Source organism: Iningainema tapete BLCC-T55, from assembly GCF_014698965.1.
GTDB classification, from domain to species: Bacteria; Cyanobacteriota; Cyanobacteriia; order Cyanobacteriales; family Nostocaceae; genus Iningainema; species Iningainema tapete.
In genome coordinates this window covers 61,961-77,357 of record NZ_JACXAE010000048.1, presented here as the reverse complement: position 1 = coordinate 77,357, position 15,397 = coordinate 61,961, and the positions used below count along the sequence as shown (strand labels likewise).

Sequence of the window (15,397 nt, the reverse complement as noted above, 5' to 3'; positions counted from 1 at the left end):
CTACAAGGGTTTGAGTTGACACATAATTAAATTCTGTCGATGTCTATTCGTTTTGCGATCGCCCACCGCAAAAGCTAGTTAATATACCAGTAATTATTTTGGCGGCATCACCATTACCATACAATTTTGGGTATTGTGATGGTAAAGTAAAGTTAGTCACTGCTTCGCTTAAAGTGTTTGGCTGTACCAACTTATTCCAGCCTACTTCTACAGTCTCTTTCCATTCAGTCTCATTTCTCAGGGTAAAGCAAGGACGCTGAAAAATATAAGCTTCTTTTTGTATACCGCCTGAGTCAGTAATTACACTTAAAGAATTACTTTCTAGCACGATCATATCAAGGTAACTGACTGGTGGAATTGCGACAATAGAGTCAGTAGCAAGATAATGATTGAGATCCATCTTATTAATTTGAGATTGAGTACGAGGATGGATCGGAAAAACAACTGTTTGATCTAACTGTGTGAAACTTTCGAGGATAGAGCTTAAACGGTGGCGATCGTCTGTATTACTAGGTCGGTGAATAGTAGCAAGGTAAAATTCATTCTTCTTCAATTGATACTTAGCAAGAATATCAGATTTCTGCTGTGCTAAAATCTGATAATTCAAAATCGCATCCATCATCACATCTCCAACCAAGTGAACTCCCTGAAGAATTCCTTCTTTTTGGAGACAATCCACAGCCACAGGGGTAGGAGCAAAAAGAAGTTGGGAAAGATGATCGGTAACAATTCGATTAACTTCTTCGGGCATTTGGCGATTATAGCTGCGCAATCCCGCTTCTATGTGAGCTAGAGGAATATGCAGTTTAGCCGCAACTAAAGCACCTGCTAATGTAGAATTAGTATCCCCATAAACACATACCCAATCAGGTTTTTCTTGCAGCAATATTTCTTCTACTTTCTCCATCATTCGCCCTGTCATCGCCCCATGATTGAGACTATGAATATTCAAATGATAGTGTGGTTGAGGCAAATCTAAGTCTTGAAAAAAAACATCGGACATTAATGAATCAAAATGCTGCCCTGTATGAATAATAATTTCATTAATCCCCGCACGAGCAAAAGCAGAACTGACTACTGATGCTTTAATAAACTGTGGTCTTGCACCCAGTATAGTAACGATGTTCATAAGTTATTTTTGGTGTACTTATATTGCAATACTTTGGTATTTTTTTGTGGAAGTAATTGCCGAACAATCAACTTACCAATATACTTTAAATGACTCCTAATAACTCGGAAAACACGTAACTTCGACTGCCCATATACCCGATTAGTTAATTCCGTTGGGTATTCTGCTACTTTATATCCACGCAACATAGCTTCAGCTAAAATCTCCACAAGACCTAAAAATCCTGGATAAGTAACTGGCACAGTTTCTAATACTTCCCTACGGTATGCTCGAAACATACTTGTATAGGTATAAAGTCTTTGTGGCAATACAAATCTATAAAGCTGTGACAAACCTTTACTCAGAAATAGACGCCACTCAGGAACATTTTTTACCCTTCCTTTAGGATGATAAGGAGACGCCGTGACAATATCTACGTCTGTTTGCATTAAATTCAAGAGAGCAACAAGATAAATTGGATCGTAAGTACAGTCACTATCAATTGTGCAGATAATTTTTCCCGTCGATTGCGCAAAGCCAGTCCGGATTGCTGCCGAAAGTCCTTTGTTCTTCTGGTGACGGATAATCTGAGCATGTTGTCCAAGGTGTTGTTCTAGCTTTGCAAAAGTATCATCGGTACTACCATCGTCAACACAAATTACTTCAACTGACCTAACTAAGCGTAGTTTATCTACTACCGGAAGTAGTTTTTTTCGTAATGATTCTATTCCTTCAGATTCATTAAAACAAGGAACAATTATACTTACTGATTGCCGTTCTGGTGTTTGTAAATTCATGTTTTTTGCTCCTTAAATAGTCAGTGTGTGTAGGATTTTGCCGCACAAAACCTGGGGATGGTGGGCATTGCTGAAAGGGCAGGCTATAGGAATCCTATCTGAGTTACAAACATTACTTTTTTTAATGAACCGCCAAGACGCCAAGAGCGCCAAGAAGAAGTTGTTGTGTTTACAAATCATTTAGGACTGGTATAGAAGCCTACCCCACAAGAAAAGCAAATAGCATTCTTTTGGGATGGGCATCTTGCCCGTCCCTTTAATTTACTCACTTGGGAAATGTAATTTTGGAGGCATCAAATTTTCTCAAAAGTGTCAGCACTCCGCTTCTAGGATCGACACTAAATAGAGAATTAGTTGCCTCATAATTAGGATTAGCAAGTGCGTAAAGTTGACCAGAGCGAGAGAAGGCTAAGCTTAACAAATCATTTTCTAAAGGTTCATTTTCAAAGCTCAATGGCACTAATCTATTAATTCTGCCTCTGCCATTAATTGTTAATCTGTTCTCCAAATCCACTTGCACCAAAGTTGTGACACCTTCTCTACCAAGGGTGGTAGCGTAAATTGTTCCATCTGGGGAGCTAGCAAGATTACTGTATCGTCGATCTAATTCCACAGCAGGTAAAGCTAATTCTGCACCTGGAGTTACTCTACCTGTTCTGGGATCAATAGAGGCAAAATCAAAAGGTGTAATGGCGTTATTAAGACTAATTACACTGAGGAGATTATTGTCGTTGGTACTCAAAATACTTTCAACCGTACTGTTGTTGGTTGGAAATCCTGAGAGTTTTAAACTATTTTTAGGTCTAGAAGAGCTAGGATCGCTAAAGACTAACCTCGTGACGTTGCCATTGCGAGATTGTGAGACAGAGGCAATCACTAATGTGTTATCTGATAAGGTTGTTAAACCAGTGATCCGTTCTCTCAGTGCGGTAGTAGCGGCTTTTGCTACAGTTTCAACGACTGTACTGATGTTATCAACGGCTATTGACGGTAGATCAATGACTGATATCTCTCTACCAGATACTAAGTCGGAAGTTATCAGTGTGATTGCTGGGGTGTTGTTGGCGAGATCGGTAATGGAAGAGACTATACCTCCTAAAAGGCCGCCGCCGCCGCTGCTTTTCCCCAGACGTACCCCTAAAATGACTTCAGACTGTTGTGCAACAGCTTTACTACCGAGGTTGGCGATCGCAGCTGTGGCGGCACTGGCGATCGCTAACTGCCCAAATCGTCTACGTCTAATTCTCAAATTCATAACCTGCATTCCTCTTGCTTGAAAATCTTACTTAAGGCACAACAATGTTAGCGCTGGGAGTTTGGGGTCTAGCTCCCATGCTGGCAAAGACATTGACAGCAATTTGCTTGGCACGAATATCTTCGCGAAATCCACTGACACCATCACTATCCAGTCCCCACATCCACTGAATCGAGCCAGTGGAAAAGACTTTTGCACCACTAGGCGCAGTGTAGCGAACGGCATGTGCAATCCGGGGATCGGTTCCACTGGGGAAACCTTCTAGATCGGTAGCATCTAGATTTTGCGATGTGGGAAACTGCGATTCACCAAGAATCACCAGCCCAGATGGGGATGCATTGGCATTGATTCTATCCCATTCAAAGCCTACTAATTGACTTAATACATCACCGTCTTGCAGATTAGTATTAGCGTAGTAAGAATCGCTACTGTTCTTCACCACAAAATCGAACCCTGCGTAGACAATATCTTTATCACCTACGTACATCACTCCTAGCAAGGCACTTTCCGGACGATTATTTAGTACGTTACGGAACTTGGTAGTTGGTTCAGCACTTGTGGCGGCACTCTTGTAGCAAACCATTACTCGGTTGGTTCCGCCAACACTACCATTCTCAAAACGCACACGCCAGTAAGCACTATTAGCAGAGAAAAATGCTAAGTTGACTCCAGAATCGCGAGCTTGTTCAACATTATTGCGCTCATCTAGCGACCAGTACTCATCGTGTCCCACTGATAAGAATACTTTGTGCTTACCGAGTAGTTGCGGATTGGAGTGGACATCCATGTTAGTGACGTAGGTAACATCATAACTTTGGGACTCTAACCACCGCGCCATGTTGTATTCCCAACGTAGTAGGGTGTTAAACTCAAAAGGCTGAGTGGTGGTTTCCGAGAATGGTCGGTCGTAGGAAAGTTTCAGCGCTCTTTGACCATCAATACTATTAAATGGGTACATGCTGTAACCACCAGTATTGCTGTAAGCCAAGAAAGTGGTAAAGCTGCTCTGGAACAATATATCTGAAGTGCTGCTATCATCACGGACGACAAACCACACTTGTGTTTGCTTACCAGTACCACTGTCAGTTAGCTTGGCAATATACAGCCCACTAGTCCAGTCAGAGCCGACGGCTAAAGTGTAAGAAGTTGACCAGTCACACTCAACAAGTCTGGTAGTTTCGTCAGTAATTGTACATTCTGGTTGAGTAATTCCATTGAGAGCACCGCTGCTTAATATCAGCCTACCGCCATTACCTCCGTAGTAACCCAAGCGGTAGACATCAATTGTGAATTGTCCGGGATTTGCTAGAGAAACTTTGATCGGCAGCGAACCTCCCTTATTTACACTTGTTGCTGTTGCATAGGCGGCAATTTCATTGTAAGTTTGATTGGTGATCCGCCAGTTTGTTGTACCTGGTTTTTGGTTTTCTAAATAAATAGCATTAGAAGTCGCCGGAGTAGATGAAGCACTAAAGCTAACACTGCCTATACCCGAAGCCGTTGCCGTTACACCATTACCTACACCTGGTGTTGTCCCCAGAGTCAACACTGTGCTAGCCTGACCATTTGCACCTGTTACCGCACTAGTAGGTGAAACCGATCCTCCACCACTAGTAACTGCAAAGTTGACTGTAACTCCTGACTGGGGATTACCAGCACTGTCTTGAACTCTCACTACAAATGGGTTAGCTAAAGCAGCTCCTGCCGTACCAGTTTGATTATCACCACTTACTTTAGAGATGGTACTACTGACAACAAATACTATGTCGCGAAAATAGTTACTGTTTTGGTAGGAATTAGTTGGCAAAGTACCTGGACTACCAAACACTGCATTATTACCGTCAGCGATTGTACTAAGATCTCCGTTAACCACTGAACTTGATAATGCGTTGTAACTAATCGGGAAATGGCTATTGACGTTGACGGATACTACGTAGGTTGTGTTGGCTTGAATGTTGAGTGGAGTGGTAAGTGCTTGCTGCTGCCAACCGGAGGCTGTCTCGTTCGTAAAAGTAACACTTGCCAACAGACTACCAGTTGATGACCAGATTTTGCCAGAATGAGAGCCAGTTTCACTTGCCGCTTTCCAATAGCGAATGGCGGTAATTCTACCAACCTTAGCACTCTGAAACTTTACACCTAGTTCATAAGCAGCGTTGTCGGTTGCATTTGCATTGCTCGGTGTTTGATTTGTAAATATAGTTTGATTTGCTGGCGGTGAAGCTTGAGCTATAAGTATCTCACCCTCAAACATTTCCTTAGTCATTTAAAAACTCCTCATCAAAATTTTTAAAGTATCAGAAACCCGGTTTCTTTGAGAAACCGGGTTTCTCTGTATTCGCGAAGATCCGAATCACACCTCGATCCTTACGGAAGGTGTGAATCAATCGATGTTGCTGAGTAATCCACTTGTCAACAAGTGGGTTAAATTCAGCAAAACTTTTATAACCCCACTCCGGAAAACGACGATCTACATAGACAATTAATTCAGGAGGATTGGCTTGCATACTTTGAATAAACTCTTTTTCATCGGCAGAAGTAGGCAGAGCCACTGGGAGAAAAGTCAGTTCTCGACTAGGTGAGTGAGTTCCGGTGAGGAAATTGAGCAAGTTGCCCTCTGGTAACACAAGTACAGAGGTAGCGCCATTTGCTTTGATGGCTTGAATCGTTTGATTGAAGGCGCGAGTAAGCGCAGCAGATCGATTAGAAAATGTTCCATAATCTGAGTTAACTGCGTAATGTTGTTTTGTTAGTCCAAGTAAATGACTGCCACCTGCAATTAGCAAGCAAATTAATAAGTAATTCCACACTAATTTGCTCAGACGTTGTGTCGAATAATAAAGTAGTGTGAAAAATAGAAGTATTACTGTAGTAGCGTATAATCCATAAAAATTGATGTAAAATAACCACCTAGCGTTGAGCAATAGGGTGAAAACCAGTAATGTCCAGAGAAGTGGCGCATGTTTATATTGTGGTAATTGCGGACGTTTGAAAGCGAACCATGCAACGAAGACTGGTAGACACCAAGATAGATTGCTTAAGGATTGAAAAATATTGACATTAACATAGTTTTCGTTAATAGTTTCGGTGTGGAAAACCCACGTTTTAAGTGATTTAAAAATAATCGCTGTTAAAGCAAAAGCTATAAGTACATAAGCTAGATCTTTCAATGATTTAGGAATTTTTATCCATCTCGGTTTCAACAACCAGTGAGCGGCTATTAATGACAAGAGAACTACTAAAGAACTAGCAAAGAAATATTTAAAGGTATCCCACCATATATGAATAGTTTTGGCTGGTGAAACCTGAAAAAGATTGCTGCGGTTCATAACACTGATTTGCCCAACTGGAAATAGCGAAGATCGCAGCGTTTCCCAAGATGCTTGCTGAGCAAGTAGGTAAAATGGGATGAATACGCAAGCAGTGGTGATTAAAATTATAATTAAACTTCGCCAAACTCTGGTACGTAGGTTTTGCGGACGATATAAATTACTACCAACTAACACCCCAGCCAGCGCTGCTACTCCGTATTCTTGTTTGGCAAGAAGGGCTAATCCACAGGCGATCGCCGCTACTATCAACCAGATTGTCTTACCTTTGTGGGTAAAATTGTCAAGAGCAGTTATCGCTAGTAAGCAAAGTACCGTAGCGTAAACTGTACCGTAACTGTAAGGAACAATAAAATAAAATATTCCCGCACCGATGGCGCAGTAAATTAACATACATATAGTGCTTAAAGCTGCCCAATGCGCATTTGTCAAGCGCAGAGCCAAGCGATAAAACAGTAATGTTGCCACCAACGCCAAGAACAGAGCAACTGCATAAAATACTTCTAGCCGCTGCCCAAATATGAAAAGTGCTAGTGCATTAATATAGTAGGAAAGTGGACCGTAGTAGGTGGCGATATCACGATACAATACTTGTCCTGTTAAAAGACGAGCAGAAATCTCAACCTCACGTCCAATATCAATAATTGGTAATTCGATCTTGCCCCAAGTTGCAAAAGAAAATATCACAAAGCAGACAAGTACAGCAACTAGCCAAGGGTCAATTAATGAACCCTTTACTAGTGGTTGATCACCTCCAGGCAAGTTAGTTTTAGCAGTATGCGCCATTTTAATTTTTCTCCTTTTTATTCACGCACACCTAGAAACAATTTTTTCATAAATTCGTCAACATGCTTTACAACAGTGTTGTTATTGAGCGTGTCATTCACAAATTGTGAGTTGTTGAGAACGAAAAAGTCGTCGTGTTCTGTGACAATTTTTGGCACTAAGCTGGAGTAGTTTAAAACTTGTAGTGGTTGCATTTTAAAGGCTCGATTAATATGGCAAGCTACGATGTCATCGGCATTTAATTCTGGGAAAATTAAACGTAGTCCTCGGAAGAATAGCTTTTTTAATTCTTCATCTGTCTGTTGCAACAGAGGATCATCAGACATGAGATATTTTGGTAAGTAAGTAAGATGCATTCCATCTGTCTCCTCTAGGGAAACCAAATTGCTCATCCCTAAAAGTCCCGTAAAGGGAACACGTTGATCGGCAATATTGACTATGTAATAAGGAACCAATGCTTTACGGGTAATCAACGCCATGCAGATTACACCTAAATACTCTACCTCTTGGGTGCGATCGCCTGCAACCTTCACTAGATGGTTAGCTGTAATACTTTGCAGAATATTTACAGGACCTGTAAAGATAACTTTATCAAAATGCTCTTTTTTACCCTTGTATTCCACCCATATTCCACCTTGAGGATGAGGTGCAATGTATTCAACTGGTGTATATGTGCAAATCTCGCCACCAGCAGAGCAAATTAAGTTTTCTAGGCGATCGAACACAGTTTTGTAACCGCCCTCGACATACCCAAGTTGTTCCTTGTGCGAAGAGGAGTCCCGCGCAGAAAACAGTCTTTTAATATAAGACCAAATAAATACAGCCGAAACACGCTTGTAGCTTTCCCCTAATTTAGCTAACAGCAAAGGTTGCCAAAGTTTCTCATAAGCATTTTTACCAGAAATTTTTAACAACCAATCTTCAACAGAAATTTGCTCCAACCGCCGCCAATTTTTAATGCGCGAACCATATAAGAGAGTAAAAGCCAACCGGATTTTTCCGATTAAACTCAGGGGAGGAAAGAGAAAAAACTCGACAGTATTACTAATCGAATACAACTGGGAATCAATATAGCATCCTGTGAGAGTTCGACGCCAACGCAGCTTATCTCCTAATCCAATCTCCTGAAGAAAATTAATTAAGTAAGTATCAGAAGGTAAGATGACATGATAAAAACGATCCCAAACAAACAAACCGTAATCATGATAAGTGGTAAGTCCACCCAGTTGCTTGTTGCTTTCAAAAACAGTGACTTTATGACCTTTTTGTGAAAGACGATAGGCTGATGCCAGCCCCATCATCCCACCACCAATAATACCTATTTTCATTTTTATTTAATGTATTTCTCCTGACTCAATAACAGACGTTCCGCCGGAACGTCTGTACGACGACTCCTGACTCCTATTTATAAATACCAAGACTACGCTGCCATGCAATAGTACGAGAAAGTCCCTCTTCTAAACCTACCTCAGCTTTGACACCAAGAATTTGTTCGCAACGGCTGCTATCAGGTACGCGCCGTCTCACATCTTCGTACTTGCCGCCTGTAAAAGATTCATAAGGAACAAATTTAACCTTGAGTTCTCCAGGAGTATTACTCAATCGCTTGATAGTCTTAGCTAAATCGAGAATAGTAATTTCATGATTGCTACCAATATTAAAAATTTCTCCATTAGCTTCTTTCTTGACAGTTGCAGCATAAATACCAGCCACAGTATCACTGACATAAGTAAAACTGCGGGTTTGCAAACCATCACCATGAATAGTGATTTCACCATCGTTCAAAACTTGTTCAATAAAAACAGATTGAGGTCCTCCCCACCAAGATAAATGATGACGTGGTCCATAGGAACCAAAAAACCGGAGGATAACAACTGGGATACCATAGCTATCTTGATAAGCAAAAGCTAAATGCTCATCAAACAGCTTGGATACAGCATAACTCCAACGAGCTACTTTAGAAGAGCCAATCACTGAATTATCGTCTTCGTTAAAAGGTAGTTTTGGGTTACGTCCGTATACATCAGAAGTTGAAGCAAGCACACATTTACAATTAATTGTGCGTGCTAATTCAAGCACATTCTCTGTACCCTGGTAATTAATTTTTAGAGTATCAATAGCTTTGCCGTAGCGGGGAATTTTGAAAGCGGCAAGGTGAACGATACAATCTATATCATTCTCCAAATTATCAAATGTAGCTTTGTCAGTGACATCTTTTTGGAGAAATTGAAATGCCTTGTTAGTCAAATGATGAGCAATATTATCTAATTTTCCCATGCAAAGGTTATCGATCCCAATCACCTCATGACCTGAAGCAATCAGCTTATCTAATAAATGTGAACCAAGGAATCCCGCGACTCCTGTAACCAAAATTTTTCGTGGTAATTCAAGCATATTATTTATTTATCTGTTTTTACGTTTGCACAACAAGAACCGCACCAAGCACAATAATCGAAATTCCCAACCACTGGCTTAATACAACCTTCTCTTTGAGAAAAAGATGAGAAGCCAAAGGCACAAGCGCAAACGTTAATCCCAATGCAGGAAACGCTTGGCTGAGGGGAATTGTTCGCAGTACAACCAGCCATAATATAGTGACGATGACATAGCAGATGAACCAGAGCCAAAAATAACGAGATAATAAAAGGCTTAAAGGTGACTGACTGGCTCCACTATTAGAAGTTGAAAATGCGTATTTAAGTGATAGTTGAGCTGTTGTACCCAGCACTACGACAAGCATTAAAATTAGCCAAGGAATAATGTTCATTTGTTATAAAGCTGGTGGTTACAAATTATTGCTTCAGCTTAGCTGCCCTCTGCCCTTTACCTTCATAGGGAAGGGCGACGAAAAGAACTCCGATAAAAATTAGTACAACTCCAATGACTCGAATTAAGGTGATTTTTTCACCAAAAAAGTAGTAGGAACCTAAAAGTATACCGACGTAGTTTAAACTAGTTAGTGGATAGGCAATGCTAAGTTTGACAAATCGCAGAGCCAAAATCCAATTTATGACTCCTAGACTGTAGGTAGTAAGAGCTAAGGCTAGTTGCTGAATAAATGACCATGTTAAGAATTCGCCTGTTTTGTGACTCATGGTTTGTTTCATCAGCAATTGTCCGACAATACCGAATCCAATACTGGCAAACAAAGTTGTATATGATATTAATTTCAGGCGTGATGTTGACGCTGGAGCATTCATTGCAACACAGGGAATGAGTAAATTTCGGCTAATGCTTGGTGTAAAGATTCAGTCACTACTTGTTGTGCCGATGCAGTCAGTTCTGGGAACATCGGTAAGGATAAGACTTCATGGCTTAATTGTTCACTAACTGGTAGTGTCCCTGTAGAATAACCTAAGTTAGCGTGTACCTGTTGTAGGTGCAACGGAATAGGATAGTACACCATTGTGCCTATGCCTTTTTCTTTGAGATTTTTTTGTAAGCTATCTCGCCCACCATTTAAGACTCTGATGGTAAATTGATTCCAGACTGGTATTGCGCCCTGTTCTTGTCTTGGTAAAATTATACCACTTAAATCAGCTAACTGTTCTAGATAAAAAGAAGCGATCGCCGCTCTGGCTGCATTCCACTTATCTACATATGGTAGCTTGACTAATAAAACAGTTGCTTGTAAGGTATCCAAACGGCTGTTCAGTCCTAGTTCCTCATGCTGATACTTAATTTTACCACCATGTCTGCGTAGATGCTCAACACGTTCTGCCACTTCAGGATCTGTTGTGGCAATTGCCCCTCCATCCCCAAAACAACCTAAATTTTTGGTGGGAAAGAAGCTAAAACAACCAACATCCCCAATTGTTCCCACCTTCTTCCCCGCCCAAGTTGCGCCTGTGGCTTGAGCGCAATCCTCAATCACTTTCAAATTATACTTACGGGCAATTTCCATAATCGCTGTCATATTACAAGGACGCCCGTACAAATGTACTGGTATAATTGCCTTGGTGCGATCGCTAATTTTTGCCTCAATTAAGTTTGGATCAATATTATAAGTATTGATATCAACATCAACAAAAACAGGGGTAGCGCCGACGATGCCAATAGCTTCCGTCGTGGCAATAAATGTGAAAGGTACGGTAATTACTTCATCGCCAGCACCAATTCGCAAAGCTCTCAGAGCTAGATGTAATGCGTCTGTGCCAGAATTACAAGAAATTACTTGTTGATTATCGCCAAGATATTGAGCAAATTGTGCTTCAAATTCTTTGACTTGAGGACCCATTATGTAGCGTCCACCAGCCATCATCGCACAAACTTTGTCTTCAATCTCAGCCGCAATAGTTTGATACTGAGAAGTTGCATCAAATGGAGGAATGTTCACTTTACTCATCAATCCTGGTAATTTGATTTTCGCTACAATATTGATACTTACGCCCACAAGCTTGGCAAACAGTGGTATCGACAAAATCTTCTAACTTAGCGCCGCATTCACACATCCAACCTGCAAGTTTTGCTGGATTGCCGTAAACTAATGCGTAATCAGGAACATTTTTGGTAACAGTTGAGCCTGCACCAATAAAAGCATAACGACCGATTGTATGACCACAAACTATTGTCGCATTTGCACCAATCGTTGCGCCTTGTTTGACTAAAGTTAATAAATAATGTTCTGTTGTATTACGCGGCACGGCAGAGCGAGGCGTATTAATATTAGTGAATACGCAACTTGGACCACAAAAAACGTCATCCTCTAGTGTTACACCAGCATAGACAGAGACGTTATTTTGAATTTTGACATTTCGTCCAATTGTGACACCACTAGCAATAAATACATTTTGCCCGATTTTACATTTTTCTCCTAGCGTTGCATTTTGCATAATATGGCTAAAGTGCCATATTTGACTGCCTGCACCAATGGTACAAGGCTGATCGACATAAGCTGATTCGTGTACAAAGTAGTCTTGTGAGATTTGAGTTGAATTTGAACTAAGCGTTGACAAGTTGATGCTCCTTGAGGTTGATAATTTTTCCTTGAGAGGATAGCGATAATTGAGATGCTTGTAATACTGTTAGTACATCAATACCATTTTGAATGTCAGTAAGAGGGTTTTGTCTAGTTTCAATACAGTGGAGAAAATGTTGACACTCTAATTTCAGCGGTTCTGCTGGATTCATGGGGATGACAGTTTTGGTATTTTTGAGCATGGGCAGATGCTGCTGGAACTGAAGTTGCTGTTCATAAATTGTTAGTTTCTCATCAACAGAAACATCATCAAATACTAAGGTTGAGCGATCGCCAACTAATACTAGACGCTGTTCTTTAAAGGGATGGAACCAACTGACAAAAATATGAGCTTTAACATTTTGCTCAAACTGTAGATTAATAGTACAAAAGTCTTCAACTGTACCCAGGTAGGCACCGCCAACAGCTTGTACAGATATTGGCATTTGATTAACAAATCCTAGAATACTGCAAATATCATGAGGAGCAAAGCTCCAAAGCACATTTTCTTCAGTGCGAACTTTACCACAGCTTAAGCGATTGGAATAAAGGTATTGTAGCTGACCAATTTTACCTGTTTGTACTAGGCTACGCATTTTTACTAGTACTGGATGATACTCTAATAGATGTCCTACCATGACAATGCGATCGCGCAGGCTCGCCACCGTCTGTATTTTTAGTGCATCTTCCAGGGTTAAAGCCAAAGGCTTCTCTACAAATACATCCTTACCAGCAGCTAACGCTTGCAACACCAAATTAGCATGAGTTGATGCAGGGGTAGCAATTACTACCGCTTGCACATCTGGCATGTCTAAAACTTGTTCAAAATCAGTAACTCCCTCAACACCATATTGTTCCTTAAATTTTTCTAGGGTTTCATGACTAGCATCGCAAACTACTCGTAAGGCATCTAACTGAGCAAAATTGCGTACTAAATTCTTACCCCAGTACCCACAACCGACAACTGCCACATTTTGATATGTCATAATTCAAATTTAAAATTGTTTGACCAATATTGTTCACATTGTTAAACCCCCCTAGCCCCCCTTTCCAAGGGGGGAATAAAACCCCGGTGGAAATAAAGCCCCGGTGGAAATAAAGCCCCCCTTCAAAGGGGGGTTGGGGGGTTTATCCCTTTAAGCACTAACAGTATTCGCAGTTTTTAATCCTAATCCTGCTAAAACATTTCTAGTGTCAATTATCAAAGATGAATGTTCTGCCACCAACTGGTAATCTACATTATCGTGATCTGTGGCAATAATTACCGCATCAAAACTATGTAAATTTTCCTTGGTTAATGGGCAAGACTTCATGTTTATTTCTGGATAATGACGATGATTGGAGCAAGTAGGAGCATATGGATCGTGATATTCAACATGCGCTCCGTGTCGTTTTAAAAGTTGAATGATTTTCAAAGAGGGACTTTCTCGTTGATCGTCTACGTTTTTCTTATAAGCAACTCCTAAAATTAAAATGCGAGAGTTTTTTAAAGGCTTGGCGTGGTTATTAAGCGAGTACATTAATTGCTCTACCACATAGTTAGGCATGAAAGTGTTAACTTCACCTGCCAACTCAATAAACCGTAAACTTATATCATATTCCTTGGCTTTCCAAGTCAAATAAAATGGATCAATTGGAATACAATGCCCACCCCAACCAGGACCTGGATAAAATGCATGAAAACCAAATGGTTTGGTTTTAGCTGCTTCTATCACTTCCCAAATATCTATATTCATCTTTTGAAATAAAATCTTTAATTCATTAACCAAGGCAATATTTACAGCCCGGTAAATGTTTTCTAAAATCTTAGTAGCCTCGGCAGTTTGAGTTGAAGATACTGGCACTGTTTTAATAATAATCTGGTCGTAGAGTGTTTGAGCAAGCTCAAGGCAAACAGGTGTGGTTCCTCCCACTACTTTTGGTACATTGACTAAAGAATATTTTCCATTAGCTGGATCTTCACGTTCTGGAGAATAAGCAAGTGAAAACTCTTCACCAACTATTAAACCAGTACGAGCCAGAATAGGCAACATAATTTCTTGTGTAGTACCTGGGTAAGTCGTACTTTCTAAAACAACAAGCTGTCCGATTCTTAACTGATGTGCGATCGCATAAGTTGTTTCAATCACATAAGTTAAATCAGGTTCTTTGTGTGTATCGAGAGGAGTAGGAACGCAAATAATAATTGCATCCATTTCTCGCAAAAGAGCCATATCACTAGTAGCACTGATTAAGTCATTACTTAAATCTTCTGAAGGGATATGCCTGATATATGAATTACCTTGTGTAATCTGGTTAACTTTGTGCTTGTCAATATCAAATCCTACAACAGAAAAGCCTTTTTTGGCAAAAGCTACTAAGATTGGTAAGCCTACATATCCAAGCCCAATAATGCCAACTTTTGCAGTTTTATTTTCGATTTTGTTTTTCAGATCTTTAAGTAACATATTAAATCACCTGAATCAGAAAAAATTTATGGCAGTTGAAAACACAGAAGTCATCATATTAACTTCTGTGTTTTTTCCAGCATTGATAACTAGTAGTGACAGTTAACTGTTAACTATTAACCAGCGATATGTACGCATGATTTATAAATGCTTTTCCCATGAGTTGTCAATGGTTTTGGGGTAGTGTCTCATCCATTGATATATTGTGTGCCTCTATAAATGCAGATTCGCTCCTGTTGTTTAATCATGAGACTGCATTTTATGTCCATTGATAGATGCATTTATAAAAAAAGGTGCAAACACAATATAAAATTGAAATCATTAAGCAAATTTAATTATCAAGCAGATACACCTAGCTGCTTAATTCGAGCTTCCACAAAGGAAGCTTGCGCTGGAGGGACCGAGATCAAAATAACCATCAAAGCCCATCTCCTTAATTAACCAGACACTATTAAATTTCTTAGCCTGAAATACTTTGTGTGCGTTTGTGTTAGTTCATTGACAATTTTTACTGTATGACTAACTGAACTAGTACATAACATAGCACAAACAATTGTGGTGTACAACACTAATAGCGTCATCAGTCTCAACATTCTATCTATGTTGTTCTTCACCAAATTTTATTGTAGTAAAACTACACATTGCTTATACCACTCCTGTGATTAATTTCTGTGGCTGATTTACCCCAGTTTCTTGTCTAATTTCATACTGCATTTAT

Annotated in this window: 13 protein-coding genes; all 13 read right to left on the bottom strand. The window is 40.1% G+C overall.

From position 1 onward, the window contains the following. Positions 1–43: 43 nt before the first annotated feature. A complete protein-coding gene (wecB, locus tag ICL16_RS13060) occupies positions 44–1,129 on the bottom strand; it encodes a non-hydrolyzing UDP-N-acetylglucosamine 2-epimerase (protein ID WP_190828199.1) in 1,086 nt (361 codons plus the stop codon). Next, positions 1,126–1,905, bottom strand: coding sequence for a glycosyltransferase family 2 protein (locus tag ICL16_RS13055; protein ID WP_190828197.1), 780 nt, complete (start codon positions 1,903–1,905; stop codon positions 1,126–1,128). Before ICL16_RS13055 ends, wecB begins: the two co-directional genes overlap by 4 nt. A gap of 265 nt (positions 1,906–2,170) precedes the next feature. After that, positions 2,171–3,160: a hypothetical protein gene (locus ICL16_RS13050; protein ID WP_190828195.1), complete on the bottom strand. Its 990-nt coding sequence runs from the start codon at positions 3,158–3,160 to the stop codon at positions 2,171–2,173. Positions 3,161–3,191: 31 nt separating this feature from the next. Continuing rightward, a complete protein-coding gene (locus ICL16_RS13045; protein ID WP_190828193.1) occupies positions 3,192–5,426 on the bottom strand; it encodes a N,N-dimethylformamidase beta subunit family domain-containing protein in 2,235 nt (744 codons plus the stop codon). A gap of 31 nt (positions 5,427–5,457) precedes the next feature. Beyond that, positions 5,458–7,275, bottom strand: a complete 1,818-nt coding sequence (locus tag ICL16_RS13040; protein WP_190828192.1) for an ArnT family glycosyltransferase — start codon at positions 7,273–7,275, stop codon at positions 5,458–5,460. Positions 7,276–7,292: 17 nt separating this feature from the next. Beyond that, on the bottom strand, positions 7,293–8,603 hold the full coding sequence (locus ICL16_RS13035) for an NAD(P)/FAD-dependent oxidoreductase (protein WP_190828190.1): 1,311 nt from the start codon (positions 8,601–8,603) through the stop codon (positions 7,293–7,295). Positions 8,604–8,676: 73 nt separating this feature from the next. Beyond that, positions 8,677–9,669 (bottom strand): GDP-mannose 4,6-dehydratase, encoded by a 993-nt coding sequence (locus ICL16_RS13030; RefSeq protein WP_190828187.1) that lies wholly within the window; start codon positions 9,667–9,669, stop codon positions 8,677–8,679. A 19-nt stretch (positions 9,670–9,688) separates the two neighbouring features. Next, entirely contained in the window at positions 9,689–10,042 is a 354-nt protein-coding gene (locus tag ICL16_RS13025; RefSeq protein ID WP_190828185.1) for an EamA family transporter, read from the bottom strand. Positions 10,043–10,067: 25 nt separating this feature from the next. Next, a complete protein-coding gene (locus ICL16_RS13020) occupies positions 10,068–10,475 on the bottom strand; it encodes an EamA family transporter (RefSeq protein WP_190828183.1) in 408 nt (135 codons plus the stop codon). Further along, entirely contained in the window at positions 10,472–11,620 is a 1,149-nt protein-coding gene (locus tag ICL16_RS13015; RefSeq protein ID WP_190828181.1) for a DegT/DnrJ/EryC1/StrS family aminotransferase, read from the bottom strand. Before ICL16_RS13015 ends, ICL16_RS13020 begins: the two co-directional genes overlap by 4 nt. After that, a complete protein-coding gene (locus tag ICL16_RS13010; protein WP_202895529.1) occupies positions 11,613–12,230 on the bottom strand; it encodes an acyltransferase in 618 nt (205 codons plus the stop codon). The genes ICL16_RS13015 and ICL16_RS13010 overlap by 8 nt, the downstream gene beginning before the upstream one ends. Then, on the bottom strand, positions 12,217–13,218 hold the full coding sequence (locus ICL16_RS13005; protein ID WP_190828179.1) for a Gfo/Idh/MocA family protein: 1,002 nt from the start codon (positions 13,216–13,218) through the stop codon (positions 12,217–12,219). The genes ICL16_RS13010 and ICL16_RS13005 overlap by 14 nt, the downstream gene beginning before the upstream one ends. A gap of 150 nt (positions 13,219–13,368) precedes the next feature. Next, positions 13,369–14,679, bottom strand: a complete 1,311-nt coding sequence (locus ICL16_RS13000) for a nucleotide sugar dehydrogenase (protein ID WP_190828177.1) — start codon at positions 14,677–14,679, stop codon at positions 13,369–13,371. Positions 14,680–15,397: the final 718 nt, after the last annotated feature.

Excerpts from the sequence above, each read along its gene's own strand:
- wecB (WP_190828199.1), bottom strand. The coding sequence starts at position 1,129 with ATGAACATCGTTACTATACTGGGTGCAAGACCACAGTTTATTAAAGCA.
- ICL16_RS13055 (WP_190828197.1), bottom strand. The coding sequence starts at position 1,905 with ATGAATTTACAAACACCAGAACGGCAATCAGTAAGTATAATTGTTCCT.
- ICL16_RS13050 (WP_190828195.1), bottom strand. The coding sequence starts at position 3,160 with ATGAATTTGAGAATTAGACGTAGACGATTTGGGCAGTTAGCGATCGCC.
- ICL16_RS13045 (WP_190828193.1), bottom strand. The coding sequence starts at position 5,426 with ATGACTAAGGAAATGTTTGAGGGTGAGATACTTATAGCTCAAGCTTCA.
- ICL16_RS13040 (WP_190828192.1), bottom strand. The coding sequence starts at position 7,275 with ATGGCGCATACTGCTAAAACTAACTTGCCTGGAGGTGATCAACCACTA.
- ICL16_RS13035 (WP_190828190.1), bottom strand. The coding sequence starts at position 8,603 with ATGAAAATAGGTATTATTGGTGGTGGGATGATGGGGCTGGCATCAGCC.
- ICL16_RS13030 (WP_190828187.1), bottom strand. The coding sequence starts at position 9,669 with ATGCTTGAATTACCACGAAAAATTTTGGTTACAGGAGTCGCGGGATTC.
- ICL16_RS13025 (WP_190828185.1), bottom strand. The coding sequence starts at position 10,042 with ATGAACATTATTCCTTGGCTAATTTTAATGCTTGTCGTAGTGCTGGGT.
- ICL16_RS13020 (WP_190828183.1), bottom strand. The coding sequence starts at position 10,475 with ATGAATGCTCCAGCGTCAACATCACGCCTGAAATTAATATCATATACA.
- ICL16_RS13015 (WP_190828181.1), bottom strand. The coding sequence starts at position 11,620 with ATGAGTAAAGTGAACATTCCTCCATTTGATGCAACTTCTCAGTATCAA.
- ICL16_RS13005 (WP_190828179.1), bottom strand. The coding sequence starts at position 13,218 with ATGACATATCAAAATGTGGCAGTTGTCGGTTGTGGGTACTGGGGTAAG.
- ICL16_RS13000 (WP_190828177.1), bottom strand. The coding sequence starts at position 14,679 with ATGTTACTTAAAGATCTGAAAAACAAAATCGAAAATAAAACTGCAAAA.